At 71.8% G+C, this 24,302-nt stretch carries 22 protein-coding genes; 14 read left to right on the top strand and 8 right to left on the bottom strand.

Annotated elements, in window-relative coordinates:
* Positions 1-16 precede the first annotated feature (16 nt).
* From uvrB to GA0070619_RS18850, 4 genes are all read left to right on the top strand, one after another.
* Positions 17-2,125: an excinuclease ABC subunit UvrB gene (gene uvrB, locus GA0070619_RS18865; RefSeq protein WP_088949283.1), complete on the top strand. Its 2,109-nt coding sequence runs from the start codon at positions 17-19 to the stop codon at positions 2,123-2,125.
* 84 nt (positions 2,126-2,209) lie between these two features.
* Positions 2,210-3,064 carry a helix-turn-helix domain-containing protein gene (locus GA0070619_RS18860; protein ID WP_088949282.1) on the top strand — a complete coding sequence of 285 codons (855 nt, stop codon included), beginning with the start codon at positions 2,210-2,212 and terminating at the stop codon, positions 3,062-3,064.
* Positions 3,065-3,143: 79 nt separating this feature from the next.
* Positions 3,144-3,512 (top strand): VOC family protein, encoded by a 369-nt coding sequence (locus GA0070619_RS18855; protein ID WP_088949281.1) that lies wholly within the window; start codon positions 3,144-3,146, stop codon positions 3,510-3,512.
* A 338-nt stretch (positions 3,513-3,850) separates the two neighbouring features.
* The gene (locus GA0070619_RS18850) at positions 3,851-4,708 is read left to right on the top strand and encodes a helix-turn-helix domain-containing protein (protein WP_088949280.1); all 858 of its coding nucleotides are present in this window, start codon (positions 3,851-3,853) and stop codon (positions 4,706-4,708) included.
* A gap of 102 nt (positions 4,709-4,810) precedes the next feature.
* On the opposite strand, the gene GA0070619_RS18845 is transcribed toward GA0070619_RS18850, so the two are convergent.
* Positions 4,811-5,104 carry an antibiotic biosynthesis monooxygenase family protein gene (locus tag GA0070619_RS18845; protein ID WP_088949279.1) on the bottom strand — a complete coding sequence of 98 codons (294 nt, stop codon included), beginning with the start codon at positions 5,102-5,104 and terminating at the stop codon, positions 4,811-4,813.
* Between the two features lie 488 nt (positions 5,105-5,592).
* On the opposite strand from GA0070619_RS18845, the gene GA0070619_RS18840 reads away from it, so the two are divergent.
* Entirely contained in the window at positions 5,593-6,591 is a 999-nt protein-coding gene (locus GA0070619_RS18840; RefSeq protein ID WP_088949278.1) for a TerC family protein, read from the top strand.
* 38 nt (positions 6,592-6,629) lie between these two features.
* Here the strand turns inward: GA0070619_RS18840 and GA0070619_RS18835 are convergent, their stop codons facing one another.
* On the bottom strand, positions 6,630-7,556 hold the full coding sequence (locus tag GA0070619_RS18835) for a C40 family peptidase (protein ID WP_088949277.1): 927 nt from the start codon (positions 7,554-7,556) through the stop codon (positions 6,630-6,632).
* 58 nt (positions 7,557-7,614) lie between these two features.
* Positions 7,615-8,712 carry a mandelate racemase/muconate lactonizing enzyme family protein gene (locus GA0070619_RS18830; RefSeq protein WP_088949276.1) on the bottom strand — a complete coding sequence of 366 codons (1,098 nt, stop codon included), beginning with the start codon at positions 8,710-8,712 and terminating at the stop codon, positions 7,615-7,617.
* A 44-nt stretch (positions 8,713-8,756) separates the two neighbouring features.
* Between GA0070619_RS18830 and GA0070619_RS18825 the strand changes: the two genes are divergently transcribed.
* Entirely contained in the window at positions 8,757-9,554 is a 798-nt protein-coding gene (locus tag GA0070619_RS18825) for a tyrosine-protein phosphatase (RefSeq protein WP_088951900.1), read from the top strand.
* On the opposite strand, the gene GA0070619_RS18820 is transcribed toward GA0070619_RS18825, so the two are convergent.
* From GA0070619_RS18820 to typA, 3 genes are all read right to left on the bottom strand, one after another.
* Positions 9,523-10,224, bottom strand: coding sequence for a lysoplasmalogenase (locus GA0070619_RS18820; protein WP_088949275.1), 702 nt, complete (start codon positions 10,222-10,224; stop codon positions 9,523-9,525). The two genes, GA0070619_RS18825 and GA0070619_RS18820, sit on opposite strands and share 32 nt — an antisense overlap.
* Before the next feature lie 53 nt (positions 10,225-10,277).
* Positions 10,278-11,129, bottom strand: coding sequence for a serine hydrolase (locus tag GA0070619_RS18815; protein WP_088949274.1), 852 nt, complete (start codon positions 11,127-11,129; stop codon positions 10,278-10,280).
* Between the two features lie 119 nt (positions 11,130-11,248).
* Positions 11,249-13,117, bottom strand: coding sequence for a translational GTPase TypA (gene typA, locus GA0070619_RS18810; RefSeq protein ID WP_088949273.1), 1,869 nt, complete (start codon positions 13,115-13,117; stop codon positions 11,249-11,251).
* A gap of 133 nt (positions 13,118-13,250) precedes the next feature.
* On the opposite strand from typA, the gene GA0070619_RS18805 reads away from it, so the two are divergent.
* Positions 13,251-14,669 (top strand): DedA family protein, encoded by a 1,419-nt coding sequence (locus GA0070619_RS18805; RefSeq protein ID WP_088949272.1) that lies wholly within the window; start codon positions 13,251-13,253, stop codon positions 14,667-14,669.
* A gap of 35 nt (positions 14,670-14,704) precedes the next feature.
* Entirely contained in the window at positions 14,705-15,586 is an 882-nt protein-coding gene (locus GA0070619_RS18800; protein ID WP_088949271.1) for a lytic transglycosylase domain-containing protein, read from the top strand.
* 52 nt (positions 15,587-15,638) lie between these two features.
* Here GA0070619_RS18800 and GA0070619_RS18795 read toward each other — a convergent pair whose 3' ends face one another.
* Entirely contained in the window at positions 15,639-17,762 is a 2,124-nt protein-coding gene (locus tag GA0070619_RS18795) for an MMPL family transporter (protein WP_088949270.1), read from the bottom strand.
* Positions 17,763-17,884: 122 nt separating this feature from the next.
* Here GA0070619_RS18795 and GA0070619_RS18790 point away from each other — a divergent pair, with 122 nt between their 5' ends.
* From GA0070619_RS18790 to GA0070619_RS18770, 5 genes are all read left to right on the top strand, one after another.
* On the top strand, positions 17,885-18,400 hold the full coding sequence (locus GA0070619_RS18790; protein WP_088949269.1) for a MarR family winged helix-turn-helix transcriptional regulator: 516 nt from the start codon (positions 17,885-17,887) through the stop codon (positions 18,398-18,400).
* Positions 18,401-18,403: 3 nt separating this feature from the next.
* Complete coding sequence (locus tag GA0070619_RS18785) at positions 18,404-20,080, top strand: CocE/NonD family hydrolase (protein WP_088949268.1); 1,677 nt, start codon at positions 18,404-18,406, stop codon at positions 20,078-20,080.
* A 159-nt stretch (positions 20,081-20,239) separates the two neighbouring features.
* On the top strand, positions 20,240-21,109 hold the full coding sequence (locus tag GA0070619_RS18780) for a hypothetical protein (protein WP_088949267.1): 870 nt from the start codon (positions 20,240-20,242) through the stop codon (positions 21,107-21,109).
* Positions 21,110-21,220: 111 nt separating this feature from the next.
* Positions 21,221-21,796, top strand: coding sequence for an ArsR/SmtB family transcription factor (locus GA0070619_RS18775; protein ID WP_088949266.1), 576 nt, complete (start codon positions 21,221-21,223; stop codon positions 21,794-21,796).
* Entirely contained in the window at positions 21,793-23,073 is a 1,281-nt protein-coding gene (locus tag GA0070619_RS18770; protein WP_088949265.1) for an MFS transporter, read from the top strand. Before GA0070619_RS18775 ends, GA0070619_RS18770 begins: the two co-directional genes overlap by 4 nt.
* Before the next feature lie 48 nt (positions 23,074-23,121).
* On the opposite strand, the gene GA0070619_RS18765 is transcribed toward GA0070619_RS18770, so the two are convergent.
* Positions 23,122-23,325: a cold-shock protein gene (locus GA0070619_RS18765; protein ID WP_007462771.1), complete on the bottom strand. Its 204-nt coding sequence runs from the start codon at positions 23,323-23,325 to the stop codon at positions 23,122-23,124.
* A gap of 193 nt (positions 23,326-23,518) precedes the next feature.
* On the opposite strand from GA0070619_RS18765, the gene GA0070619_RS18760 reads away from it, so the two are divergent.
* A complete protein-coding gene (locus GA0070619_RS18760) occupies positions 23,519-24,202 on the top strand; it encodes a class I SAM-dependent methyltransferase (protein ID WP_406083423.1) in 684 nt (227 codons plus the stop codon).
* The last annotated feature ends 100 nt before the right edge of the window (positions 24,203-24,302 follow it).

The raw sequence follows: 24,302 nt of genomic DNA, 5'->3' as shown, positions 1-24,302 counted from the left end.
GCGTACCGTTGACGGTATGGCGCTCGACATTCCTCGGCTGGACAGCCGCTTCCAGGTCGTCAGTGACTTTCAGCCGGCCGGCGACCAACCGGCGGCCATCGACGATCTTGAGCGTCGGGTTCGGCGCGGCGACCGCAACACCGTGCTGCTCGGCGCGACCGGCACCGGCAAGAGTGCCACCACCGCGTGGCTGATCGAGCGGCTGCAGCGCCCCACCCTGGTGCTCGCCCCGAACAAGACGCTCTGTGCGCAGCTGGCCAAGGAGTTCAGCGAGCTGCTGCCGCACAACGCCGTCGAATACTTCGTCTCGTACTACGACTACTACCAGCCTGAGGCCTACATCCCGCAGACCGACACCTACATCGAGAAGGACTCCTCGATCAACGAGGAGGTCGAGCGGCTGCGGCACTCGGCGACAATGTCGCTGCTCACCCGGCGCGACGTGATCGTGGTGGCGACCGTCTCGGCGATCTACGGTCTGGGCACCCCGGAGGAATACCTCAACCGGGCGGTGAAGGTGCAGATCGGGCAGGAGCTCGACCGCGACCAGTTGCTGCGCCGGCTTGTCGACATCCAGTACACCCGCAACGACATGGCCTTCCAGCGGGGCACCTTCCGGGTCCGCGGCGACACGCTGGAGATCATCCCGGCGTACGAGGAGCTGGCGGTCCGCATCGAGCTGTTCGGTGACGAGGTGGAGAAGCTCTACTACCTCAACCCGTTGACCGGTGACGTGGTCCGCGAGGTCGACCAGCTGGTGATCTTCCCGGCCACCCACTACGCGGCCGGTCCGGAGCGGATGGAGCGGGCGATCCGTGACATCGAGGTGGAGCTGGCCGAGCGCCTCGCCGAGCTGGAGCGCCAGGGCAAGCTGCTGGAGGCGCAGCGGCTGCGGATGCGCACCACCTACGACATCGAGATGATGCGGCAGGTGGGCTTCTGCTCCGGCATCGAGAACTACTCGATGCACATGGACGGGCGGCTGCCCGGCAGCCCTCCGCACGCCCTGCTCGACTACTTCCCCGACGACTTCCTCACGGTGGTCGACGAGTCGCACGTGACCATCCCGCAGATCGGCGGCATGTACGAGGGCGACGCGTCCCGCAAGCGGATGCTCATCGACCACGGCTTCCGGCTGCCCAGCGCCGCCGACAACCGGCCGCTGCGCTTCGACGAGTTCCTGGAGCGGGTCGGCCAGATGGTCTACCTGTCCGCGACCCCCGGCACCTGGGAGATGGAGCAGGCCCAGGGCGAGTTCGTCGAGCAGGTCATCCGGCCGACCGGTCTGGTCGACCCGCAGGTCGTGATCAAGCCGACCAAGGGCCAGATCGACGACCTGATGCACGAGATCAAGCTACGGACCGACCGCGACGAGCGGGTGCTGGTCACCACGCTGACCAAGAAGATGGCCGAGGACCTGTCCGACTATCTCCTGGAGAACGGCATCCGGGTGCGCTACCTGCACTCGGAGGTCGACACGTTGCGCCGGGTCGAGCTGCTGCGTGAGCTGCGCAAGGGCGACTACGACGTGCTGGTCGGCATCAACCTCCTCCGCGAGGGTCTGGACCTTCCCGAGGTGTCGCTGGTGGCGATCCTCGACGCCGACAAGGAGGGCTTCCTGCGCAGCGGCCGGTCGTTGATCCAGACCATCGGCCGGGCCGCCCGTAACGTGTCCGGTCAGGTGCACATGTACGCCGACAAGATCACCCCGTCGATGGCGGCGGCGATCGACGAGACCGACCGGCGTCGGGCCAAGCAGATCGCGCACAACGAGGCGCACGGGATCAGCCCGGAGCCGTTGCGTAAGAAGATCCACGACATCCTGGACGACATCTACCGCGAGGCGGAGGACACCGAGAACTCCCGCGTCGGGGGCGCGGTGCGTCAGCTGTCCCGAGGCAAGGCGCCGGTCAAGGAGACCCGCAGCCGGAGCCGGTCCGCCACCACCACCCCGTCACGGGAGGGGATGGCCCGCGCCGACCTGGCCCAGCTCATCCAGGAGCTCAACGACCAGATGCTGGCCGCCGCCCGCGAGTTGCAGTTCGAGCTGGCGGCTCGGATCCGCGACGAGGTTTCCGACCTGAAGAAGGAGCTGCGCGGCATGGACGCCGCCGGCGTGAAGTGACAGCCATCCGGCCGGCCATCAGCGCTCCCCGGGGCGCGGCCGGCCGGATCGCGACCGTGCGAAGGGCGGGCGGGGTTGACTGCGGTGGCACCGGTCGACGAGTTCGTCCTCGGCCTGCCCGAGGTCAGCCTGCGTCCGTTCGTCGACCGGTACGTCGGCTACCGGCAACGGGCGGACATCCCGCTGGTGCGCCGCGAGTCGGCGGGCGTCTTCGTGGTGCTGATCCTTGGCTGGGGCGCTCCGCTGGACGTGACCGACCCGCGCAGCGCGCAGCGCGGCGTCACGATGGTCGACTCGTTCGTGGCCGGCACCTTCGACGGCTGGTGCACCACGCGCACTGTGGGTGTGGGGGAGGGCGTCGAGCTGCTGCTCGCCCCACTGACCGCCCGGCGGCTGCTCGGCCTGCCGCTGAGTGAGCTGACCAACCGGGCCGTCGACGTCGGGCAACTCCCGGGCCGTTGGCTGCATCGGCTGCGTGGCCGGCTCGCGGAGACGCCCGGCTGGCCGGAGCGGTTCGCCCTGCTCGACGGGGTCCTCGCGGCCCGGCTGGCGGCGTCCCCTCCGGTCGACGCCCGGCTCGACCGGGCGTGGCGGTGGCTCGTCTCCAGCGGTGGGCAGGGGAGTGTCGGTGTGTTGGCCGACGAGCTGGGCTGGAGCCGGCGACACCTCGCGTCCCGGTTCCGGCAGGAGGTTGGTCTGCCACCCAAGATGGCCGCCCGGTTGCTGCGTTTCCAGCGGGCGTACGCGGTGCTCACCGACGTCGGACCGACCGCCGGGGCGCCGGTCGGCGCCGATCAGCCCGAGGTGGGCGCCGTCGACTGGGCCACGGTGGCGACGCGCTACGGCTACTACGACCAGTCCCACCTCATTCGGGACTTCCGCCAGTTCGCGGGGGCCACTCCGGCCGCCCTGCTCGCCGCCCGCGCTCCGGCCGGCTGACACCACTTGGTCGACAGGGGACGCGCCGAGGTCACATTCGTCCAATCCGGATCGGGGCCGTCGGCAGCAGAATCAGGTCATGCGAACCGTCTACCCGATCTTCCGTTACCCCGATCCCCGGGCCGCCATCGACTGGCTCTGCTCCGCCTTCGGCTTCCAGGTGCATTCGGTGCACGAGGCGCCGGACGGCACTGTCGCGCACGCCGAACTCGTCCTCGACACCGGCATGATCATGTTGGGTGGTCGGGCCGACGCGGCATCTCGACCGGCCGACGACGACTGGTCGGTCTACGTGGCGGTGCCGGACGTCGACGCCCACTGCGCCCGGGCACGCGCCGCCGGTGCCGAGATCACGCGCGAGCCGTTCGACACCGACTACGGCTCCCGTGACTACGCCGCCCGTGACCTGGCCGGCACCGTCTGGTCCTTCGGCACCTACCGGCCCTGAGCCAACCGCGCGGCACGCCGGGAGCCGTGCGGCACTCCCGGGCCGCACAGCACCGCAGGGCGGCACAGCACCGCAGGGCCGCATTGCACGCCGAGGCCGCGTCGCGCTCCAGGGCCGCACAGCACCGCAGGGCTCCGTCGCACGCGGGACTCCAGGTGCGCGGGACTCCGGTGCACGGGACTGGACAGCACGGCTCGATACCCCGCCTGACGTGCGCAAACGCCGGACAATGGCCGGTCCGACCGCCGGACGGCACCAGGTCCCCTGATTGCGGTGCGCGAGCGAGCTATTGCACTGGGTGATCGTCCTGCGTACTCTCCCTCGGTGGGGAGGCCGGGATGCCGCTGCCAACAAGTCCTGTCATTCGACGTGCACGTCTCGGCGCAGAGTTGCGCCAGTTACGCCGGCGCGAGGCGCTGACCCTGGAACAGGTCTGCGACCGGCTTGGCTGGGCCTCGACGTCGAAGTTGTCCCGCATCGAGCTGGGTCAGAGCCGTCCTGACCTCGCCGATGTGCTCGATCTGCTGGACATCTACAAGGTGCCCTCGCCCGCCCGGGACGAGCTGATCGTGATCGCCCGGGACGCGGCGACCAGCCGCGGCTGGTGGAAGACGCTGGGCGAGATGAGCGAACGGCAGCGCACCTACGCCGAGTTGGAGGCGGGTGCCGCCGACATCGTCGAATACCAGCCGGCGATCGTGCCGGGGTTGCTCCAGACGCCCGCGTACGCCAGGGTGCTGGTCGCGGCCGGCGCGCAGCTCACGCCCGAGGTCGACGTGGAGGCCGAGGTGCGTGCCCGGGCGCTGCGGCAGGAGGTGTTGCGGCGGGCCTACCCGCCGCGCTACACGGCGGTGCTCGCCGAGGCCGTCTGTGACAGGGGAGACCTGCCGGACGAGGTCTGGCGTGAACAGTTGCGGCATCTGGTCGCCGTGACCGGGCTGTCCCATGTCACGGTGCGGCTGCTGCCCCGCGGGGCGGCCGGTGGTGGGCTGCACCCGCTGACCCCGTACTCCTGCTATGCCTTTCCCGACCCGGCGGACCCGCGGACGGTGATGTTGGAGGCGTTGACCACCGACGTGCGGTTGGCCACCGTGCTCGACGTCGACCGCTACCAGCGGATGACCGAGGCATTGCTGGCGGCCGCGCTGTCACCGGAGGAGACGGTCACCGTGCTGGCCCGCCGCGTCGGCGAGTAGGAGCCGCGCCGCGCGGCCACCGGGCCCGGCGCCCCCGAGCCCGTCGGGACCGGCGGCCGGCGCGTGCGCAGGGCACGATAACCGCGGGGTACGACAGCAGGCTCAGGCCGGCACGTCGAGGAAGTGCTCGACCACGGGCGGCCCGGCGAAGTGTGGCCCGATCAACGCCCGCCACTGCTCGAACCGTTCGGTGGCCCGGAAGTTCTCCTCGTGCGCCTCGACCGAGTCCCATTCGACGAGCAGCACGAAGCGGGTCGGGGACTCGATGCCCCGGGTCATCCGCACGGACCGGCAGCCGGTTGCCCCGGCGAGCACCGGGTGACCCTCGGCGTACGCGGCGGCGAACGCGTCCTCGTGTCCGGGCAGTACGTCGATGAGCGCGACCTCAAGCACCATGTCGGACAGCCTCGCATGGCGGGCCGCGTCGGCGGTGTCGCGGGGTCTGTTCCGGTGTCGACGGTGCCCGCCGCTGCATGTGCTGACTGACTGCCGGTCGCTCAGCGACCCGAAAACCGCACCCGACCTGCACTAGCCTCCTAGGACACCACAGCGGGTGTGACGCGGCGGTCTGACGCGGCGGGCGCTGCCCCCGGTATTCCCCGGCGAGGGGTGGTTGGCGCCACCGGGTGCCCGGGGTGTGATCACGGCGCGTGGTGGGCAACAATGGTCACCGAGGAGGGGAGTATTCCTTCGCGACGGAGTCGTCAGCACGGTCGATCGTCGGAACCACGGCGACCCGACCCGGCCCCGTAGGTCGCCGTTCCGTTCGCGGGCGGCGGCGGAAGAGACCTCCGACAGTCACCAGAGTGAGCGACAGCGGCACACCGGCCTCTCCGGGGGCGTACGGTGTGCCCGACGCCGCGTGTCTGCCGGAGGAATGAACGTTGGACGTGTCCGGATTGGTGTGGGCGGGAACGCTTGTCGCACTGACTGCGGTCCTGCTCGTCGACCTGTTGATCATCGGTCGGCGCCCGCACGAGCCGAGTGTGCGCGAGTCGAGCCTCTGGGTCGCCTTCTACGTCGGTCTCGCCCTGATCTTCGGCGTCGGTGTCTGGTTGACCTCGGGCGCCAGCTCCGCGGGGCAGTTCTACACCGGTTGGCTCACCGAATACAGCCTGTCGGTGGACAACCTCTTCGTCTTCGTGATCATCATGGCGCGCTTCGGGGTGCCCCGGCAGTACCAGCAGAAGGTCCTGCTCGTCGGCATCGTGCTGGCGCTGGTGATGCGCGGTGGGTTCATTGCCGCCGGTGCCGCACTGATCTCGCAGTTCTCCTGGGTCTTCTACATCTTCGGCGCGTTCCTGATCTACACCGCGGTCAACCTGGCCCGGCAGGGTGAGCCGGACGAGGACGAGTTCTCCGAGAACCTGCTGATCCGGTGGAGCCGTAAGGCGCTGCCGATCTCCAAGGGCTACGACGACGCGAAGCTGATCACCCACGAGAACGGCAAGCGGCTGTTCACCCCGATGCTGATCGTGATGATCGCGATCGGCACCACCGACCTGATCTTCGCCCTGGACTCGATCCCGGCGATCTTCGGTATCACCCAGGAGCCGTACCTGGTCTTCACCGCGAACGTCTTCGCGCTGATGGGCCTCCGTCAGCTCTACTTCCTGCTCGGTGGCCTGCTCGACCGGTTGATCTACCTGAGCTACGGCCTGGCCGTCGTGCTCGGCTTCATCGGGGTCAAGCTGGTGCTGGAGGCGTTGGCCGACAACACCCTGCCGTTCATCAACGGTGGTGAGCACGTCGGCTGGGCGCCGCACATCCCGATCTGGCTGTCGCTGCTGGTCATCCTCGGCACCCTTGGCATCGCCACCGCCGCCAGCCTGATCAAGTCCTCCCGGGACCGGCGCCGCGAGCTGACCGACGCCCGACGCTGACGTGTCGCCGGCCGGGTGCGGGAAACGCGCCCGGCCGGTCAGACGCGGTGTGCGCCCACCAGCGTCGCGGTCCGGTCGGCCGGCAGGGGCTCCTCGATGACCCGCCGCCGCCGGTAGCAGGCGTGCAGCATCCGCCGCTCGCCACCGTTACCGGGCGGGGCGGTGACGATGCCGATGTGGTGGATCTTGCGGCCGGGTCGGGCGAAGAAGTAGAGATCACCGGGGCGTTCCGCCCCCAACGCCAGCGGCGTGGTGGCGACGGCCTGGTCATCGGCGTCGCGGGGCAGCAGCACCCCGAACCGCCGCCAGGCCAGGTGCACCAGCCCGGAGCAGTCGATGCCGTGCGCGGAGAGACCGCCCCAGATGTAGGCCACGTCCAGCAGCCGCTGCGCCACCGCGAGCGCCTGCGCTGCGGCCGGCGCCTCGGCCGACGTGGCGACGAGGTGGTCGTCGGGCAACCAGAGTGGCGCGGCGTGACCGGGGACGTGCACCGGCCGCCAGTCGTCGCGCGCGGGGCCGGCCGGGACGAGGCGGGTGCCGACGACGACGCCGGGCAGCACCACCGGACCGTTCGGAGCGGCGTGCAGCCCGGTGACTGTGGAGTCGACCACCAGCGGCGGGTCGGTGCCGGTGTCGGTGGACGGGTCGACGGGGGTCAGTTGCTCGGTGGGGAGCCAGCCCGGGTAGCCGCGCGGGTCCAGCTTGGCGGCGGGCTGCTCGACGGCGACGACCCGGGCCCAGCCGTCCGGGCGCAGCTCGCTGACGAGGACCCGCTCGCCGAGCAGGAGCTGGCTCAGCACGCAGTCGCCGACCTGCTGGTCGGTGTCCAGGCCGGAAACCCAGGTCAGGATGTCGGCGCCGGCGGTCAGCGCCGGACGGTCGACCGGGCGGACCGCCTCGGGGGAGGTCCACAGCGTCGCCACCGCGACCCGGACGACGGCCTCGCGGCCCGGTTGCAGCTTCACGTCAACCCCCAGATCGAGTCGGCTGTCCAGGGAACCCTATGAAAGAAACCAACGCTCATCAACCACGCGCCTGCACCTTTGCTTCAGCAAGGCCGGAGATGCCCAGGCCAGGCGCGTCGGGCAACACCACGGTCGCCCCCTCGTAGCGTATTCCGCCCTGCACCGGTGACCAGGCCAGCCACCAGGCGGCGTCCAGGTCGGGCACCGCGGTGGTGCCGTACGCGGCGACCAGGCTCGCCGCCGCACCGATGCCGACCTGGCTCTCCATCATGGAGCCGACCACCGTGCCGAGCCCGTGGGCGGTGGCAAGTTCGAGGAGGGTACGCGCCGGGTGCAGCCCACCGCACTTGGCCAGCTTGACGTTGACCAGGTCGGCGGCCCGACGACGGATCACCTCCACCAGGTCACGGACCCCGAAGACCGCCTCGTCGGCCAGGATCGGCACGGACACCCGGTCGCTCACCCAGGCCAGGCCGTCCAGGTCCCAGCGGGCCACCGGCTGCTCGACCAGCTCCACGTCGAGGCCGGCGTCCTCGATGCCCCGAATCACCCGGACCGCCTCCCGGGGCGTCCAGCCCTGGTTGGCGTCGAGCCGGATCCGCACCCCCGGGCCGACGGCCGCGCGAACGGCCCGGACCCGGTCCAGGTCGGTGCTCGCGTCGGTGCCGACCTTCAACTTCAGCACGCCGAAGCCGTCCGCCTGCCGCTGCCGCGCCGCCGCCGCCAGGTCCACCGCGTCGCCCGCCGCGAGCGTGACGTCCGTCGGCACCCGCAGCCTGGTGCCCCCGAGCAACCGCACCAGGGGTACGCCCAACCGCCGGGCGGCGAGGTCGTGCAGGGCGACATCCACCGCGGCCTTCGCCGCCTCGTTGCCGACCACCGCGCGCTGCACCTCGGCGCATCGGGCCACCAGGTCGTCCGGGTCACGGCCGATCAGCTGGGGGCCGAGCAGTTCGCGTACGCACGCCCGTGCGCCGGCGACCGACGCGCCGGTGACCTGCCACACCTGGGGGGCCTCGCCGAAGCCGGAACGGCCGTCGGAGTCGACCAGTTCGACGACGAGGGTGTCCACTGTGGTGGTACGACGCAACGCGGTGACGAACGGGGTGTGTAAGGGGGCCGAAACCCGGTGGGTGCGTACCTCCGAGATCGTCATGTCAGGCACCCTATACGCAGGCGCACGTCGGGATGGGAGACCGGATGACCGGGCAGGGCTGGGAGCTGGTAGGTGCACCGAACGCACGCGATCTGGGTGGGCTCGTCGGTGCCGACGGGAGGCGGGTCCGGGCGGGGCAGTTGCTCCGCACTCCCGCGTTGGGTCGGCTGACCGACGAGGATCTGCCGGTGCTCGCGAAGCTGGGGCCGGCGTGCGTGCTCGACCTGCGCGCCCCCGCGGAGATCGAGGTCGCCCCGGCGGATCGACTGGCCGGTGAGCCACGGGTGGTGTGCCTGCCGGTGCACGACCCGGAGCACCCGGTCTTCACGTACGTGTCGGCGGTGCTGCTCGGCCACGACCTGAACGCGTACGCGGAGCTGGCCCGGCAGGGCACGACGGGGGCGATGGCCGCCATCTACCGGTGGTTCGTGACCGGCAAGTCGGCTCGGGTCGGCTTCGCGGAGGCGGTGCGGCTGGCCGCCCAGCCGGAGAACCTGCCGCTGGTCTACCACTGCTCTGCCGGCAAGGACCGCACCGGTTGGCTGACCGTCATCCTGTTGACGGCGCTCGGGGTGGACGAGGCGGCGATCCGCGCCGACTACCTGCGCAACAACGAGCTGACCGACAGCCTGCGGGCGGTGATCATCGAGGCGATGCGACGACGGCAGCCGGAGCTGGACGTCGACGCGGTGCTGCCGGTGTTGGAGGTCCGCGCCGAGTACCTCGACGCCGGCTACGACGAGGTACGCCGGGTGCACGGCTCGTTCGACGCGTACCTGCGGGACGGGTTGGGGTTGACCGACGAGACCCTCAGCGCGTTGCGGGCGCAACTGCTGGAGTGACCGGCGTGCCCGGGGGTGTGCCGACGCGGGCGGCCAGGCCGAGGACGATCAGCGCCTGGCCGGCGGCGTAGGTCGCCATGACCAGCACGGGTGCGCCGGGTGGTTGGGCCACCTCGGCCACCCCGGCCGCGATCAGCAGGTCGGAGCCGAGGAACAGCGCTGCGCCGAGACCGACCCGCCAGCCCTTGGTGGTGGCGGTGGTGGCCATCGCGGCCAGCGCGAGCGCGTAGCCGGCCACCGGCACGGCGAGCCCGGCGTCGGTCAGTCCCGCCCACATCCACCACAGCGCGACGACGGTCAGCACCGCGTACGTCAGTGGGACCGCGAGCAGCGGCGCACGCCGCAGCGCGGTCGCGGCGCCGTGTCGGGTGAACGCCGCGATGTAGCAGAGGTGCGTGCCGAGGAAGCAGGCCATGCCGGCGATGAACCAACCGGTGCCGTCGCCGAGCAGGAACACGTCGCCGCCGGTGGAGAAGGCCAGCCCGACGAGCACCAGCCGGTCCGGGCGGGCGCCGCGCTCGGCGGCGGCCCGCCAGAGGTACGCGGCCAGCAGCGGCATCAGCAGCGGCTTGCTGAGTGCCTCGGCCACGCGGCCATCGGTGGCGTTGGCCAGCAGGTTCGCCGCCGTCACGACGAGGAAGGCGATGAGGATGGTGCGACTGCGGGGCATCGGCAGCTCCGGGGTGGGGGTGCGAGCAGCCTAGCCGCAACGGCGGGTCGTGGTCAGAGCTGGTGACGGGCGGCCCAGACCTGCGCGGAGATGTGTGCGAGCAGCCGGCAGGCGTCGTCCTCGACCTCGTCGTCGCCACCGGCCAGGTCCGTGGTGGTGCAGACGGTGATCAGGTACGGCGGGGCGTCGTCGGGCAGGACCAGGCCGGCACCGTGTCGGACCCCGCGTACCCAACCGCTCTTGTGCGCGATGCGGGTGCCCTCGGGCAGGCCGGCGGCCAGGTCCTCGCGGTGCTCCTGGGCGATGAGGACGTCCAGCATGGCCGTGCAGCCGGCCGGCGAGGCGAGCCGGCCCGGGGTGTCGGCCCCGGTGGCCAGCGCGCCGAGCAGGGCGGCCAGGTCGGCGGCGGTGACCGTGTTGGTGATGCCGGCCTCGCGGGCGGCGAAGTCCTCGATGCCGCGGCCCGTGACGCTGGTGCGGGCGCCGGTGCGCGCCCACACCTCGGCCACCGCGGGCAGCCCGACGTGCCCGATGACCAGGTTGGTGGCCAGGTTGCTGGATCGCACGATCATCCGGTCGGCCAGCCAGCGCAGCGACGCCGTGCCGCCCAGCCGGTCCCAGACCGCGTCGTCGTTGTCGTAGTGCTGGGCGCAGGAGAACCGGGGCGCGCCGGGCTGGGCGGAGTCGAACTCGTTGACCACGGGGACCGGGGCGTCCAGGTCCAGCGTGCCGGCATCGGCGGCGCGGTGCAGGGCGGCGAGCACCGCCACCTTCATGGTGCTCGCCGCGTAGTGGGCGGCGTCCGGGTGGCGGGTCCAGGTCGGCGGCGCGTCGGGTCGGCCCACGTACGCCGAGACGGTGCCGGGCACCCTGTCCAGGTGGGCGTCGAGATCATCCCAGATCATGCCGGTGACCGTAGCCGATCGGCGGCAGCCGGTCGGGCTGGCCCGCGTACCCCTGGGAAAAACCGACGGGCGCGCCGGCCGCAAGCGGCCGACGCGCCCGGTGTCGGGTGCTGGTGTGCTCAGCCGGCGTGCTTGCGGCGGGCGGTGGCCCGGCCCCGCAGCTGCTGGTCGAGCACCACCTTGCGGATCCGGACCGTGGCCGGGGTGACCTCGACGCACTCGTCCTCGCGGCAGAACTCCAGTGCCTGCTCCAGCGAGAGCTTGCGCGGCGGGACCAGCTTCTCGGTCTCGTCGGAGGTCGACTGCCGCATGTTGGTGAGCTTCTTCTCCTTGGTGATGTTGACGTCCATGTCGTCGGAGCGGGAGTTCTCCCCGACGATCATGCCCTCGTACACCTCGGTTGTCGGGTCGACGAAGAGCTGACCGCGCTCCTGCAGGTTGGTCATCGCGAAGGCGGTGACCGCGCCGGCCCGGTCGGCGACCAGGGAGCCGTTGTTGCGGGTGCGCAGCTCGCCGAACCACGGCTCGTAGGACTCGAAGACGTGGTGCAGGATGCCGGTGCCCCGCGTGTCGGTGAGGAACTCGGTGCGGAAGCCGATCAGGCCGCGCGCCGGAACCAGCCACTCCATCCGGATCCAGCCGGTGCCGTGGTTGACCAGCTGCTCCATCCGGCCCTTACGGGTGGCGAGGAGCTGGGTGATCGCGCCCAGGTATTCCTCCGGGGCGTCGATGGTCAGCCGCTCGACCGGCTCGCAGGTCTTGCCGTCGATCTCCTTGGTGACCACCTGCGGCTTGCCGACGGTCAGCTCGTAGTTCTCCCGGCGCATCTGCTCGACCAGGATGGCCAGCGCCAGCTCACCGCGGCCCTGCACCTCCCAGGCGTCCGGCCGCTCGGTGGGCAGCACCCGCAGCGACACGTTGCCGATCAGCTCCTTGTCGAGCCGGTCCTTGACCATCCGGGCGGTGACCTTGGCGCCCTTGACCCGGCCGACCAGCGGCGAGGTGTTGGTGCCGATGGTCATCGAGATGGCCGGCTCGTCGACGGTGATCAGCGGCAGCGCGACCGGGTTCTCGAGGTCGGCGAGGGTCTCACCGATCATGATCTCCGGGATGCCGGCGACGGCGATGATGTCGCCCGGGCCGGCGGTCTCGGCCGACGTGCGCTCCAGGCCCTCGGTCATCAGCATCTCGGAGATGCGGACCCGCTGGGTGCTGCCGTCGGTGCGGCACCAGGTCACCGTCTGACCCTTGTTGATGGTGCCCTGGCGGACCCGGCACAGCGCCAGCCGGCCGAGGAACGGCGAGGCGTCGAGGTTGGTGACGTGGGCCTGCAACGGCGCGCCCTCGTCGTACGAGGGCGGCGGGATGGTGTCGAGCAGGGTGCGGAACAGCGGCTCCAGGGAGGTGCTGTCGTCGGGCACCGAGCCGTCGGCGGGCTGGGTCAGCGAGGCGATGCCGTCGCGGGCGCACGCGTAGACGATCGGGAAGTCGATCTGCTCCTCGTCGGCGTCCAGGTCGAGGAAGAGCTCGTAGGTGTCGTCCACGACCTCCTTGATCCGGGCGTCGGGCCGGTCCACCTTGTTGATCACCAGGATGATCGGCATCCGGGCCCGCAGCGCCTTGCGCAGCACGAAGCGGGTCTGCGGCAGCGGGCCCTCGCTGGCGTCGACGAGCAGCACCACGCCGTCGACCATGGTGAGGCCGCGCTCCACCTCGCCACCGAAGTCGGCGTGGCCGGGGGTGTCGATGATGTTGATGGTGACCGGGTCGGAGCCGTCCGCGGGCAGGTAGCGCACACCGGTGTTCTTGGCCAGGATCGTGATGCCCTTTTCGCGCTCCAGGTCACCCGAGTCCATCACCCGCTCGGTGTTCTCGCCCCGGGCGCCGTACGCCCCGGCCTGCCGCAACATGGCGTCGACCAGGGTGGTCTTGCCGTGGTCGACGTGAGCGATGATGGCGACGTTGCGGAGGTCGGTGCGAAGCTGCATACCCTCTATCCTTCCGCCTGCGCTCGCGCAGGCTGCGTCGGGGTCACCCCCAGGTGCCCCTGATCTATGGTGAAACTGCTGTGCCGGTGGTTCCCCCGGCTGGCATGCTGGCTCCCGTGTCCCGGGGGCCTGAGTGCACGACCTGCTGACCTGGGTGCAGGGTCTGCCCACCCTGTGGATCTACCTGGTCGCCGCGCTGATCGTGGCGGGCGAGACCGCGGTGATCTTCGGCCTGCTCGTGCCGGGTGAGGCTACCCTGCTGCTCGTCGGCTTCCTCACCTACAACGGTACCTTGCGGCTCGCGCCGGCGTTGCTCGCGATGATCGCCGCGGCGGTCCTCGGTGACGGGCTGGCCTTCCGCGCCGGACAGCGCTACGGCCCCCGCCTGCGCGCCGGGCTGGGCCACCGGGTCGGGCCGCAGCGGTGGGGTCGGGCCGACGCCATGCTCGCCCGGCTGGGTGGTCGGGGCGTGTTCGCGGCCCGTTGGGTGGCGTTCGCTCGCACGTTGGTGCCCCGGTTGGCCGGTGCGGCCGGCATGCCGTACCGCCGGTTCGCCCTGTGGAACCTGGCCGGGGTGGTGACCTGGGTGGGCGGCTCGATCCTGCTCGGTCACCTCGCCGGTGAGTCGTACGACACGGTCTCCCGACTGCTCGGCCGGGCCACCGGCGCGGCGCTGGTGCTGCTGGCCGGCCTGCTGGGTGTGGTGCTCGCCGGCCGGTGGCTGGGTCGCAATCCCGACCCGGTCCGCGCGCTGCTGTCCCGGGCGGGCGCGCTGCCACCGGTGCGCTGGCTCACGGCCCGCTACGGGGTGCTGTTCTTCCTGGTGGCCATGCGGATCGGGCCGGGGTGGACGCTGCTGCTCAATCTGGCCGCCGGGCTCCTGCTGCTCTTCGTCGCCGGGCTCGCCATCGCGGGTCTGCTCGGCGTGGCGGTCCGCAACAGCGGGTTGGCCGCCCTGGACGGCGCCATCGCGGGCTGGTTCGCCTCCCGGCGCACCCCCGGCGCGGCCGACGCCACGATGGTCGTGGTGTCGGTGGTACGAGGGTCGGTGCTGATCGTGCTGGTGGCGCTGGTGGCCGCGGTGCTGGCGTGGCGTAACCGACCCTGGCGGGCGGACCTGCTCAGCGTCGTCGGCACGGTGGGCGCGTTCGTGCCGCTGGTGGTGCTGGCCGTGGTCGCCGAGCTGACCGGGCCGCACGGCAGCGCGCCGGGTGGCGGCGACTCGGCCCCGCTGCCGACCCAGAACGCCGTGGTCGCGGCGAGCCTGTGCACCCTGGCCTGGCTGGTGTCCCGCAGTTCCCGCTGGCCGGTGGCGGTGGCCGCCTGGACAGCCGCCGCCGCGGGGGTGCTCGGGATCAGCGGCGCACGGCTCTACCTCGATCTGGACACGGCGAGCAGCACCGCCGCGGCGGTGCTGCTCGGGGTGCTCTGGACGGTGGTCTTCGTGGTGGCGTGGGCCACCCGGGACCGGGCGGTGGGGGATCTGGAGCAGCCGGTGGAACAGGCCCGGCCGCCGTCGCAGGGGCACCGCCGCCCAGTTGAACCTTGCTAGGGTGCGGCGAGGATCACATCGGGGGAGGCAAGGGCATGGTTCGACGGACGAGACGGCTGGGCACCGCGGTGCTCGCCGGGTTCCTGTTGGCGAGCACGCTGGTCGGCTGCGCCACCAAGGGGGAGAGCCCGCAGGACCTGGCCGCCCCGGTGGCGGTCACCGACGCGCCGACGGACGCCCCCGCCGACGAGCCCACCGGGGAGCCGAGCCCGTCGGTGAGCGCCCTGGAGTCGATGGGCGCCGCGCCGAGCCTCAGCGCGACCCCGACGCCGACGAAGAAGCCGACGAAGAAGCCGACCCGCACGGCGCCGAAGCCACGCGCCGTGGCGAAGCCGCCCACCGAGACGCAGGTCCCGCCGGCCCCGCCGAAGCCCGCACCGAGTTCCTGCAAGCCGACGTACAAGGGCACCCAGGCGACCCGGGCCGAGGCGAAGGCGGCGCTGACCGACGCGGCCGGGCGCACCTACTGGCCGACCTCCGCGCCGGACATCAAGGTCCCGCTCACCCTGCTCAAGGCCACCGCCTGGCAGGAGAGCGGCTGGCAGTCCAACATCTACGCCTGTGACGGCGGTGTCGGGCTGATGCAGGTGATGCCGGGCACCGCGACCTGGATGAACCAGCGGTTCGAGAAGAGCTACGAGATCGACGACTACCGGGACAACGCCTACCTCGGCGCCACCTACCTGGCCTGGGCGACGAAATACATCGGCGACATGTACTTCGAAGCCGACTACCGCCTCGATCCGGCCCTGTGCACCGCCGAGCTGAACTCCTGCCTGCTCAACGCGGTCATCGCCTCGTACAACTTCGGGCACGGTGCGGTGGCGCAGGAGGGCAAGCCCCTGGCCATCCCCAACCCGTCGTACGTGCGCAACGTGCGGGCGCTGATGACCGAGTGCGTCTGCCTGGACTACTGACCTCGACGGGGGCCGTGACGTTGTCGTCACGGCCCCCGTCGCTACCTGTCGGTCAGTCGCGGGCGGCGACCAGCTCCGGCGACGCCGGGAGGTCCTCCGGGCGGTCGCGGGTGATTCGCCCGGGCCACCAGAAGCGCTCACCCAGCATGAACGCCAGCGCCGGCACCAGGACCGTGCGCACCAGCAGGGTGTCCAGCAGGACGCCGATGCAGACGATGATGCCGATCTGGGTCAGTGTGATCAGCGGCAGCACGCCGAGCACCGCGAAGACCGCGGCGAGCAGCACCCCTGCGCTGGTGATCACTCCGCCGGTGACCCGCAGGGCGGAGAGCATGCCGTCGCGGGTGCCCGCGCTGCGGGCGTCCTCCCGGGCCCGGGTGACCAGGAAGATGTTGTAGTCCACCCCCAGCGCCACCAGGAACACGAAGGCGAGCAGCAGCACGCCGCTGTCCAGGGCGGGGAAACCCAGCACGTGGTCGAAGAGCAGCCACGCCGCGCCGAGGCTCGCGAAGAACGACGCGATCACGGTGAGCACCAGCAGCAGCGGTGCGAGCAGGCCGCGCAGCAGCAGCACGAGCACGGCGCCGACCAGCAACAGGATGATCGGCAGGATCAGTCGCAGGTCGCGGTCGTTGGCCTCGTCGGAGTCGTACGTGGCGGCCACGGAGCCACCGACGATCGCCCCGGACGGCGCGTCCGCGCCGGCCGCAGCCGGGGGAGCGGAGCCGGGAACGGCGGCGACGGTCTCGCGCAGCGCCTCGATCGCGCGGTCCGAGGCGGTGGTGCCGGGCTCGGCTTCCAGGATCACGTCGACCTGGGCCACGGCGTCACCGGCGTCACCGGGGCGTGCCGAGGCCACACCGGGCACGGCCGTGGCGGCGTCGGTGACGGCCCGCACCGCCGCCGGGGTGGTGAGCACGGCCACCGGCTGGGTGCTGCCGGCGGGGAAGGCCCTCGCGAGGGTCTGCGCCGCGGTCACCGCCTCGGGCTCGGCCCGGAACTGCTCGGTCTCGGACAGGCCGGTGCGGATCCCGAGCCCACCCAGCGCCAAACCGCCGAGCAGCAGGGTGGCCAGCACCGCGACCACCACCGGGCGACGTTCCACGGCGGCGCCGAGCCGGCCCCAGAGCCGTCCCTCACGGACCGGGCCACCGACACGGGGCACGAACGGCCAGAACAGACCCCGACCGAAGAGCACCAGGACGGCGGGGAGCACGAACAGGGCCGAGAGCATGGCGAAGACCACACCGGTGGCGCAGGCCACCGCCAGCGCCCGGTTGGTCTCCTGCTCGCTGAGCAGCAGGGTGAGGACACCGAGGATCACGGTGCCGCCGCTGGCGAGGATGGGCTCGGCGGTGCGGCGCAGCGCGGCGCGCATCGCCGCGAACCGGTCTTCCTCGCGCCGCAGCTCCTCCCGGTAGCGGGCGATGAGCAGCAGGGCGTAGTCGGTGGCGGCGCCGAAGACCAGCACACTGGCGATGCCGGTGACCTGGCCCTGCTGGAGGTTGATGCCGACGGCCGGGACGATGGTGTCCACCGCGCGCAGGGTGAGCTGCTCGGTCGCCGCGACCACGGCCAGCGGCACGATCCACAGGAACGGGCTGCGGTAGGTGATCAGCAGCAGCAGCGCCACGACGGCCGCGGTCACCGCGAGCAGGGTGATGTCGGCGCCGTCGAACACCGAGGAGAGGTCGGCGGTGAAGGCGGGGGAGCCGGTCACCTCGGCGGTCAGCCCGGGCAGGTCCGCCAGGGCGGTGCGCAGCTGGGTCACCGTCTCGGTGACGGCCTCCTGCCCGCCGGCGGTGTCGATCGGGATGGCGATGAGGGCCACCGTGCCGTCCGGGGAGACCTGTGCGGGGCTGACCTGCCCGCCCACGGCGAAGCGGCGCAGATCGCCGGCGCGGGCGTCGACGCTGGCCCGGTCGGCGTCGCTCAGCGCACCCCGGTCGCCTCGGCTGACCACCACGATCGCCGGTTGCACGTCGCTGGACGGCAGCTGGTCCTGTAGGCGCTGCACCTGGGTCGACTGCCACTCCACCGACAGGCCGGTGGCGGAGACCGGTGCCGGGTTGTCCGGCTGGGGTGTCCCGAAGACGGCCGCGGCGACGACGATCGCCGCGGCCACGGTGAGCCAGGCGGCCAGCCGGCCGCGGGCGACTCTGGTGAACACAGACATCAGTGACCTCAGGGTCCTTCGAAAGACGAGTATCTTGTCTATCGAGATTATCGACGGTTGTTCTATGCTGCAACCCGAGAGACCGACGACGGAAGAAGCGGCGCGAGGTGGCGACTCACGGCATGTACCGACGGCGCGACACGCGCCGCGAGCAGCTGGCCGCGGAGATCACCGACAGCCTCCGGCGGTATACGGCCGACGCCCAGCAGGTCGGCCACGCCTTCGCCAACCTGCACGGCCTCAACCCGACCGACCTGCAGGCCTTGATCGCCGTGATGGACGCCGAGCGGCTCGGTGATCCGATCACGCCCGGCCGTCTCGGTGAGCACCTCAACCTCTCCTCCGGCTCGGTCACCGCCCTGATCGACCGACTTGAGCGGGCCGGCCACATCCGCCGCGACCGCGACACCGTCGACCGGCGCAAGGTGCTGCTGCACTACGCCGACCAGGGCGCCGCCCTGGCCATGCAGTTCTTCCGGCCGCTGGGCGCCCGTACCGACGAGGTGATGGCCCGCTTCGGTGAGGACGAGCTGGAGATCGTGCAGCGGTTCATGGCGGAGATGAGCGAGTCTCTGCGGGGCCACCGCGACTCGGTCCGCGTCGCCCGTCCCGAGTCGCCCCGCCGCCCGACGGGCTGACCGGTGCCGGACCGGCTCGCCGCCCGCCTCGCCGCCGCAGCGCTGCGGCTGCCACCGATCCGGCCCGGTTCGGTGCGGGTCACCCGCGACATCCCGGTCCGGGCCCGCGACGGCGTGGTGCTGCGCACCGATCACTACGCCCCGGCAGTCCGGGACGCGCCGACCGTGCTGATCCGCACCCCGTACGGGCGGGGCGGCCCACTGCGGCTGCTCGGCCGGCTGCTCGCCGCGCGGGGCCGGCACGCGGTGATCCAGTCCTGCCGGGGCACCGACGGCTCCGGCGGGACCTTCGCCCCGCTCGTGCACGAGCGCGACGACGGGTTGGACACCCTGGACTGGCTGCGCCGCCAGCCCTGGTGGGCCGGCCGGCTCGGCATGTTCGGGGTCAGCTACCAGGGCTTCGCGCAGTGGGCGCTGGCCGCCGACGCCGGCGAGGAGCTGCGCGCGATGGTCGCGGTGGTGACCGCCTCGGCCACCCGCGACTCGACGTACGCGGGGGAGTCCTTCGCCCTGGACACCGTGCTGACCTGGGCGGAGCTGCTGCACGCGCAGACCGTGCCGTGGCTGGCCCGGCAGTGGGAGCTCAAGCGCGGGCAGCCCCGGCTGGCTGCCGCGCTGCGGCACCTGCCGCTCGTGGACGCCGACCGGGTCGCCACCGGCGTGACCATCCCCTTCTTCCAGGAGTGGCTGCGTCACCACAGCCCGGACGCCGTCTACTGGCGGACCCGGGTCTTCGCCGACCGGGTGGCCCGGGTGCGGGCGCCGGTGGTCATGGTCACCGGTTGGCACGATATCTTCCTGCCCGCCCAGCTCGACGACCACGCCACCCTGCGCGCCGCCGGCGCCCAGCCGCGACTGGTGATCGGCCCCTGGACGCACGGCAGCCCCGGCCTGTTCGTGGCCGCTCTGAGCGAGGGGCTGGCCTGGCTCGACGAGCACCTCACGGCCACGCCACCGGCGGACGAACACCCGCTCCGGAAACCCCCGGTACGGCTGCACGTGAGCGGTCCCGGCGGCGGCTGGCGGGACCTGCCGGCCTGGCCACCACCGGCGGTCGAGACCCCCTGGCACCTGCATCCGGATGGTGAGCTGGCGGTGCGCCCGCCGGTGACCTCGCCGCCCGACGAGTTCCGCTACGACCCGGCCGACCCCACCCCGTCGCTGGGCGGGCCACTGCTCGTCGCCCAGCGGGCCGGCCCGGTGGACAACCGGCCCGTCGAGGCCCGCCCCGACGTGCTGACCTACACCAGTGCCCCGCTGACCGGGCCGGTCGAGGTGATCGGCCCGGTACGCGCCGAGATCCACGTCCGCAGTGAACTGCCCTACCTGGACGTCTTCGTGCGACTGTGCGACGTGGACCGCCGGGGCCGCTCGTGGAACGTGTGCGACGGTCTGGTGCGGGTGACGCCCGACCGCTTCCCGGCCGACCCCTGCGGGGCGCTGCGAGTCCCGGTACCGCTCTGGCCGACCGCCTACCGGTTCGCCGCCGGGCACCGGCTGCGGGTGCAGGTCAGCGGTGGAGCCCATCCGCGCTGGGCGCGCAACCCCGGCACCGGGGAATCCCTCGGCACGGCGGTTACGCTGCGTGCCGGCTGGCGGCAGGTTCTGCATGACCCGACTCACCCCTCAGCGGTGCTGTTGCCGATCGTCCACTCTGCCCCGGTGCAACCTCCAATCTGAACAGAGCCCCTCTGAGCTGGGCATTTACCGGAAACACGGGCTATGGTTGTGTCAACGCCCGGCGCCGTGCATCAGCAGACCGGGCTCGTCCAAAGCCCAGCACCGCGTACGCGGTGTGACGTCGTGCCCGGTCCCCGCCCCATTTGAGAGGGGGACCCCATGACCCGGGCCCCGGCTAATCTGTTGGCCCTTCGAAGCCTGCTCCTCACTCACCTCGACAACGCCCCCGGCCCGGACGACCTGGATCCGGCGGAGGTCGGCATCGTTGGCGACCCGTCCCACCGGGGCGGCTACCACTGTGGATCCGACCGGGTGGTCAAGAACGACTACTCGGTGGTCGAGTCATCCCGGGACCGGGCCGGACTGACCCTCGACGCGGCGGCGCTGGACGTCGGCCAGTTCCAGGTCCGCTCCGGTGGCCGTACGCACACCCTGGCCAGCTTCTCGGCCTGGTGCGTGGCCCAGTGCGCCGCGAACGCCGCCGACACCCGGGACATCCGCGAGATCATCTACAGCCTCGACGGCAGCACGGTGAAGCGGTGGGACCGCCTCGGCAAGCGCAGCAGCGGCGACAGCTCGCACCGCTGGCACACCCACTTCAGCTTCTTTCGTGACGCCATCAAGGCGGGCCGCGACCAGCGGCCATTGTTTCGCCGCTACCTCACCACCATCGGCCTAATCGCCACACCACCGTTGACGGAGGAGACTGAGATGGAACTCACCGACAAGATCCAGCGCGACACCGGCCGCCCGCAGCGCACCGTCGACGACGTTCTGGCCGACCTGTCGAACCTGCGGAACTGGCTCGTGTCGGCGCCCGGCTCGCCCGGTGTGGTCGGTGCCCCGGCGCCAGGCTCGCCCATCGCGGTCATCGCCGCGGCGGCTGACCGGCCGGCCGGGGATCGGGACGAGCAGGCAATCATCGCCGGCGTGCTGGCCGGGCTGACGCCGGAGAAGATCGCCGCCGCGATCCCGCCCGCCATGGCCAAGCAGGTCGCCGACGAGTTGGCCCGCCGGCTCGTCGCCTGAGCGAGGGGCGGCCCGCCCCCACCGGGCCGCCCCTCTTCGCAGTTCCAGTCCGCAAGAGCTGTTGGGCAATAACCATTGCGCAACAGCTGTTGCGGATGGCATGGTGGCGGTATGGAGACCCCCGCCGTACGCCAGATCACCGACTCGCGGGTGCTGGCCGCCATGGCCCACCCGCTGCGTCGCCGCCTGATGGACGTGCTGAAGGTGCACGGGCCCTCGACCGTCGGACTGCTCGCCGAACGCACCGACCAGGCGCCGGCGAACGTCAGCCACCACCTCAAGGTCCTCGCCGCCGCGGACCTGGTCACCGAGGCCCCCGAGCTGGCCCGCGACCGGCGCGAACGGTGGTGGCGGCTGGTCACCCGCGGGCTGCGCTGGTCCAACACCGACTTCGACGCCGACCCGGCCGCCCGGGCGGTCGCCGACGCCGCCACCTCGCTCAACCTCGACCGGCACGTCGCACTGGCCCGCGCATGGCACGCCGCCGACGAGGCCGAGCAGGCATCCTGGCACGACGCCGCGTTCTCCACGGACCACTGGCTGCGCCTCACACCCGAGGAACTGGCCGAGCTGAGCCGCGAGATGATCGGCATCCTCTCGCGCTGGGCCAACCGGGACCTGCCCGACGACGAGGCCGAGCGCCGACCGGTCTTCGTGTTCGTCCACGGCGTGCCGGCGCGACCGTGACCGCCGCCACCCGCAGCGACCCGACCCCCGTCCGCCAGGCCGGCGGATTGCTGCGGCACCGCGACTTCCGGCTGCTCTGGACCGGTCAGACGGTCAGCAGCATCGGCAGCAACGTCACCACTGTCGCGCTTCCGCTGGTCGCGGTCGCCGTCCTGGACGCCGGCACCTTCCAGGTGGCGGTGCTCACCGCCGCGGCCTGGCTGCCCTGGCTGCTGATCGGCCTGCCGGCCGGCGCGTGGGTGGACCGGCTGCCCCGCCGACCCGTGATGGTGGCGTGCGACCTGTTCCGCGCGCTGCTCTTCCTCAGCGTGCCGCTCGCCGCCGCACTCGACCGGCTCACCGTCTGGCACCTGCTCCTGGTGGCGCTCAGCGCCGGCGTCGCCCGAGTCTTCTTCGAAACAGCCGACCAGGTGTACCTGCCGGTGCTGCTGCGACCCGAGCAACTGCCGGAGGGCAACGCGAAGCTGCACGCCGCCCAGACCGCGAGCTATGTCGTCGGCCCCGGCGTCGCAGGTCTGATCGCCCAGCTCATCGGTGCGGTCACCGCTCTGCTGCTGGACGCGATCAGCTTCCTGGTCTCCGCGGTGTGCCTGCTGCGGATCCGCACCGTCGAACCGCGCGTTCGCCGAGTGGACCAGTCCCGGTCACTGCGCCGCGACATCGCCGAGGGGCTGCGCTTCGTCGCTCGAGACCCGTACCTGCGGGTGCTGACGGTCTTCGGCGCGGCCAGCAACATCGGGCTGACCGGCTACCAGGCCGTCCTGGTGGTCTTCCTGGTCCGTGAGTTGCGTCTCGAACCGGGCCTGGTGGGCGTCCTGATCGCCGTGATGAGCGCCGGAGGGATAATCGGGGCGTTGCTCGCCACCACGCTGGGCCGGCGCTGCGGCACCGCGCGGGCGCTGCTGATCGGGGCGGCGTTCACCGGCCCGCCGGCTCTGCTCATCCCGCTCGGCGCACCCGGCATCGGGCTGGCCTGGCCAGCCCTCGGAGGTCTGCTGATCGGCCTCGGCGTGGCCATCGGCAACGTCGTCAAGGGCGCCTTCCGGCAGACCTACACGCCGCACCACCTGCTGGGCAGGGTGACGGTGAGCATGCATCTGCTCAACTACGGAACGATCCCGCTGGCGGCCCTGCTGGCCGGTGCGATCGGCGCGCGCTACGGCGTCGCGACAGCAATATTCGTGATGACCGCCTGGTTGGCGCTCACCCCGTTGATTCTGTTGATCGGGCCAATCCGGAGGCGGCGGGACCTGCCCGCCGCCCCGGCGGCGTCTTGAGTGCGCTGCGACGGCGGCCGGAGACCGGCCGCCGTCACCGGCACGGAGCTACATCGGGCGGACGTTGTCCGCCTGCGGACCCTTCTGCCCCTGGGTCACCTCGAACTCGACCTTCTGGCCCTCGTTGAGCTCCCGGTAGCCGCTCGAAGCGATCGCGGAGTAGTGGACGAACACGTCCGGCCCTCCGCCATCCTGCTCGATGAAGCCAAAGCCCTTTTCCGAGTTGAACCACTTAACCGTGCCGGTTGCCATGCATCTCTCCCTGTTCAAAGCGGCTGACCCTCGGCCTCTGGCCGATGATCGCCCGTACCTGTTCGACAGTAACGGGCAAAACCCCGATCCGCTGGCCGAAGTGCCGTAGGTCTTTGTGTGAAGTCGGGTGAACTCTGCGCGGCGGCATGTGAAACCCGCCCCGAACACCCGCCGCTGGGGCATGCTTGCGCCGATGACAGGTGCTGCAGCCGACGCGCTGACCGAGCTGGAACGCGAAATCGACGCGCCCGGCGCCGGCCTGGACCGGCTCCGGTTGGTCCCCACCCCGTTCGTGCCCGAGGTGCGGTTGCACCTGGCCGAGGACGCGATCGTCTGGTGGGCCCGAATGGAAGCCGCCGCGGGCCACGCCCTGCCCGCACCGTACTGGGCGTCCGCCTGGGCTGGTGGCCAGGCACTGGCCCGGCACCTCCTGGACCACCCTGAGCTGGCCGCCGGGCGGCGGGTGCTCGATCTCGCCGCCGGGTCGGGACTGGTCGCCATCGCCGCCGCGCTGGCCGGCGCCACGCAGGTGACCGCCAACGACATCGACCCGTACGCCGTCGCCGCCGTCACGCTCAATGCGCGCGTCAACCGGGTCGCCGTCGACGCCGTCGGGGACGACCTGCTCGACAGCGCCGACCCGGAAGCCGACCTGGTGGTCGCCGGCGACGTCTTCTACGACCGCGAGATGGCCGACCGGATGCTGCCGTTCCTCCAGCGAGCCGCCGCCGCGGGTGCCGACGTGCTGGTCGGAGACCCGGGTCGGGGTCACCTGCCGACGGACCGCCTGACCGTGCTGGCCGACTATCCGGTGCCCACCACCGAACCCTCGGTCGACTCGTCGCTACGCCGGGTGCAGGTGCTGCGACCCGCCTGAGTGCGGACGCCGGCTCAGGGGCGACCCCGAGACCGATACCAGGGGTGCCTGGGGGCTGTAACCGGATGTCCGAAGTGGTGCCGCGGCCATAGCGTACGAG

It is taken from the genome of Micromonospora zamorensis (assembly GCF_900090275.1).
Lineage (GTDB): Bacteria > Actinomycetota > Actinomycetes > Mycobacteriales > Micromonosporaceae > Micromonospora > Micromonospora zamorensis.
This window is presented reverse-complemented; position numbering and strand designations above follow the sequence as displayed.

Bases quoted from the DNA above. Each gene is read 5' to 3' on its own strand.
- uvrB (WP_088949283.1), top strand. From the start codon at position 17: ATGGCGCTCGACATTCCTCGGCTGGACAGCCGCTTCCAGGTCGTCAGT.
- GA0070619_RS18855 (WP_088949281.1), top strand. From the start codon at position 3,144: ATGCGAACCGTCTACCCGATCTTCCGTTACCCCGATCCCCGGGCCGCC.
- GA0070619_RS18850 (WP_088949280.1), top strand. From the start codon at position 3,851: ATGCCGCTGCCAACAAGTCCTGTCATTCGACGTGCACGTCTCGGCGCA.
- GA0070619_RS18845 (WP_088949279.1), bottom strand. From the start codon at position 5,104: ATGGTGCTTGAGGTCGCGCTCATCGACGTACTGCCCGGACACGAGGAC.
- GA0070619_RS18830 (WP_088949276.1), bottom strand. From the start codon at position 8,712: ATGACGATCTCGGAGGTACGCACCCACCGGGTTTCGGCCCCCTTACAC.
- GA0070619_RS18825 (WP_088951900.1), top strand. From the start codon at position 8,757: ATGACCGGGCAGGGCTGGGAGCTGGTAGGTGCACCGAACGCACGCGAT.
- GA0070619_RS18820 (WP_088949275.1), bottom strand. From the start codon at position 10,224: ATGCCCCGCAGTCGCACCATCCTCATCGCCTTCCTCGTCGTGACGGCG.
- GA0070619_RS18815 (WP_088949274.1), bottom strand. From the start codon at position 11,129: ATGATCTGGGATGATCTCGACGCCCACCTGGACAGGGTGCCCGGCACC.
- typA (WP_088949273.1), bottom strand. From the start codon at position 13,117: ATGCAGCTTCGCACCGACCTCCGCAACGTCGCCATCATCGCTCACGTC.
- GA0070619_RS18800 (WP_088949271.1), top strand. From the start codon at position 14,705: ATGGTTCGACGGACGAGACGGCTGGGCACCGCGGTGCTCGCCGGGTTC.
- GA0070619_RS18795 (WP_088949270.1), bottom strand. From the start codon at position 17,762: ATGTCTGTGTTCACCAGAGTCGCCCGCGGCCGGCTGGCCGCCTGGCTC.
- GA0070619_RS18790 (WP_088949269.1), top strand. From the start codon at position 17,885: ATGTACCGACGGCGCGACACGCGCCGCGAGCAGCTGGCCGCGGAGATC.
- GA0070619_RS18780 (WP_088949267.1), top strand. From the start codon at position 20,240: ATGACCCGGGCCCCGGCTAATCTGTTGGCCCTTCGAAGCCTGCTCCTC.
- GA0070619_RS18775 (WP_088949266.1), top strand. From the start codon at position 21,221: ATGGAGACCCCCGCCGTACGCCAGATCACCGACTCGCGGGTGCTGGCC.
- GA0070619_RS18765 (WP_007462771.1), bottom strand. From the start codon at position 23,325: ATGGCAACCGGCACGGTTAAGTGGTTCAACTCGGAAAAGGGCTTTGGC.
- GA0070619_RS18760 (WP_406083423.1), top strand. From the start codon at position 23,519: ATGACAGGTGCTGCAGCCGACGCGCTGACCGAGCTGGAACGCGAAATC.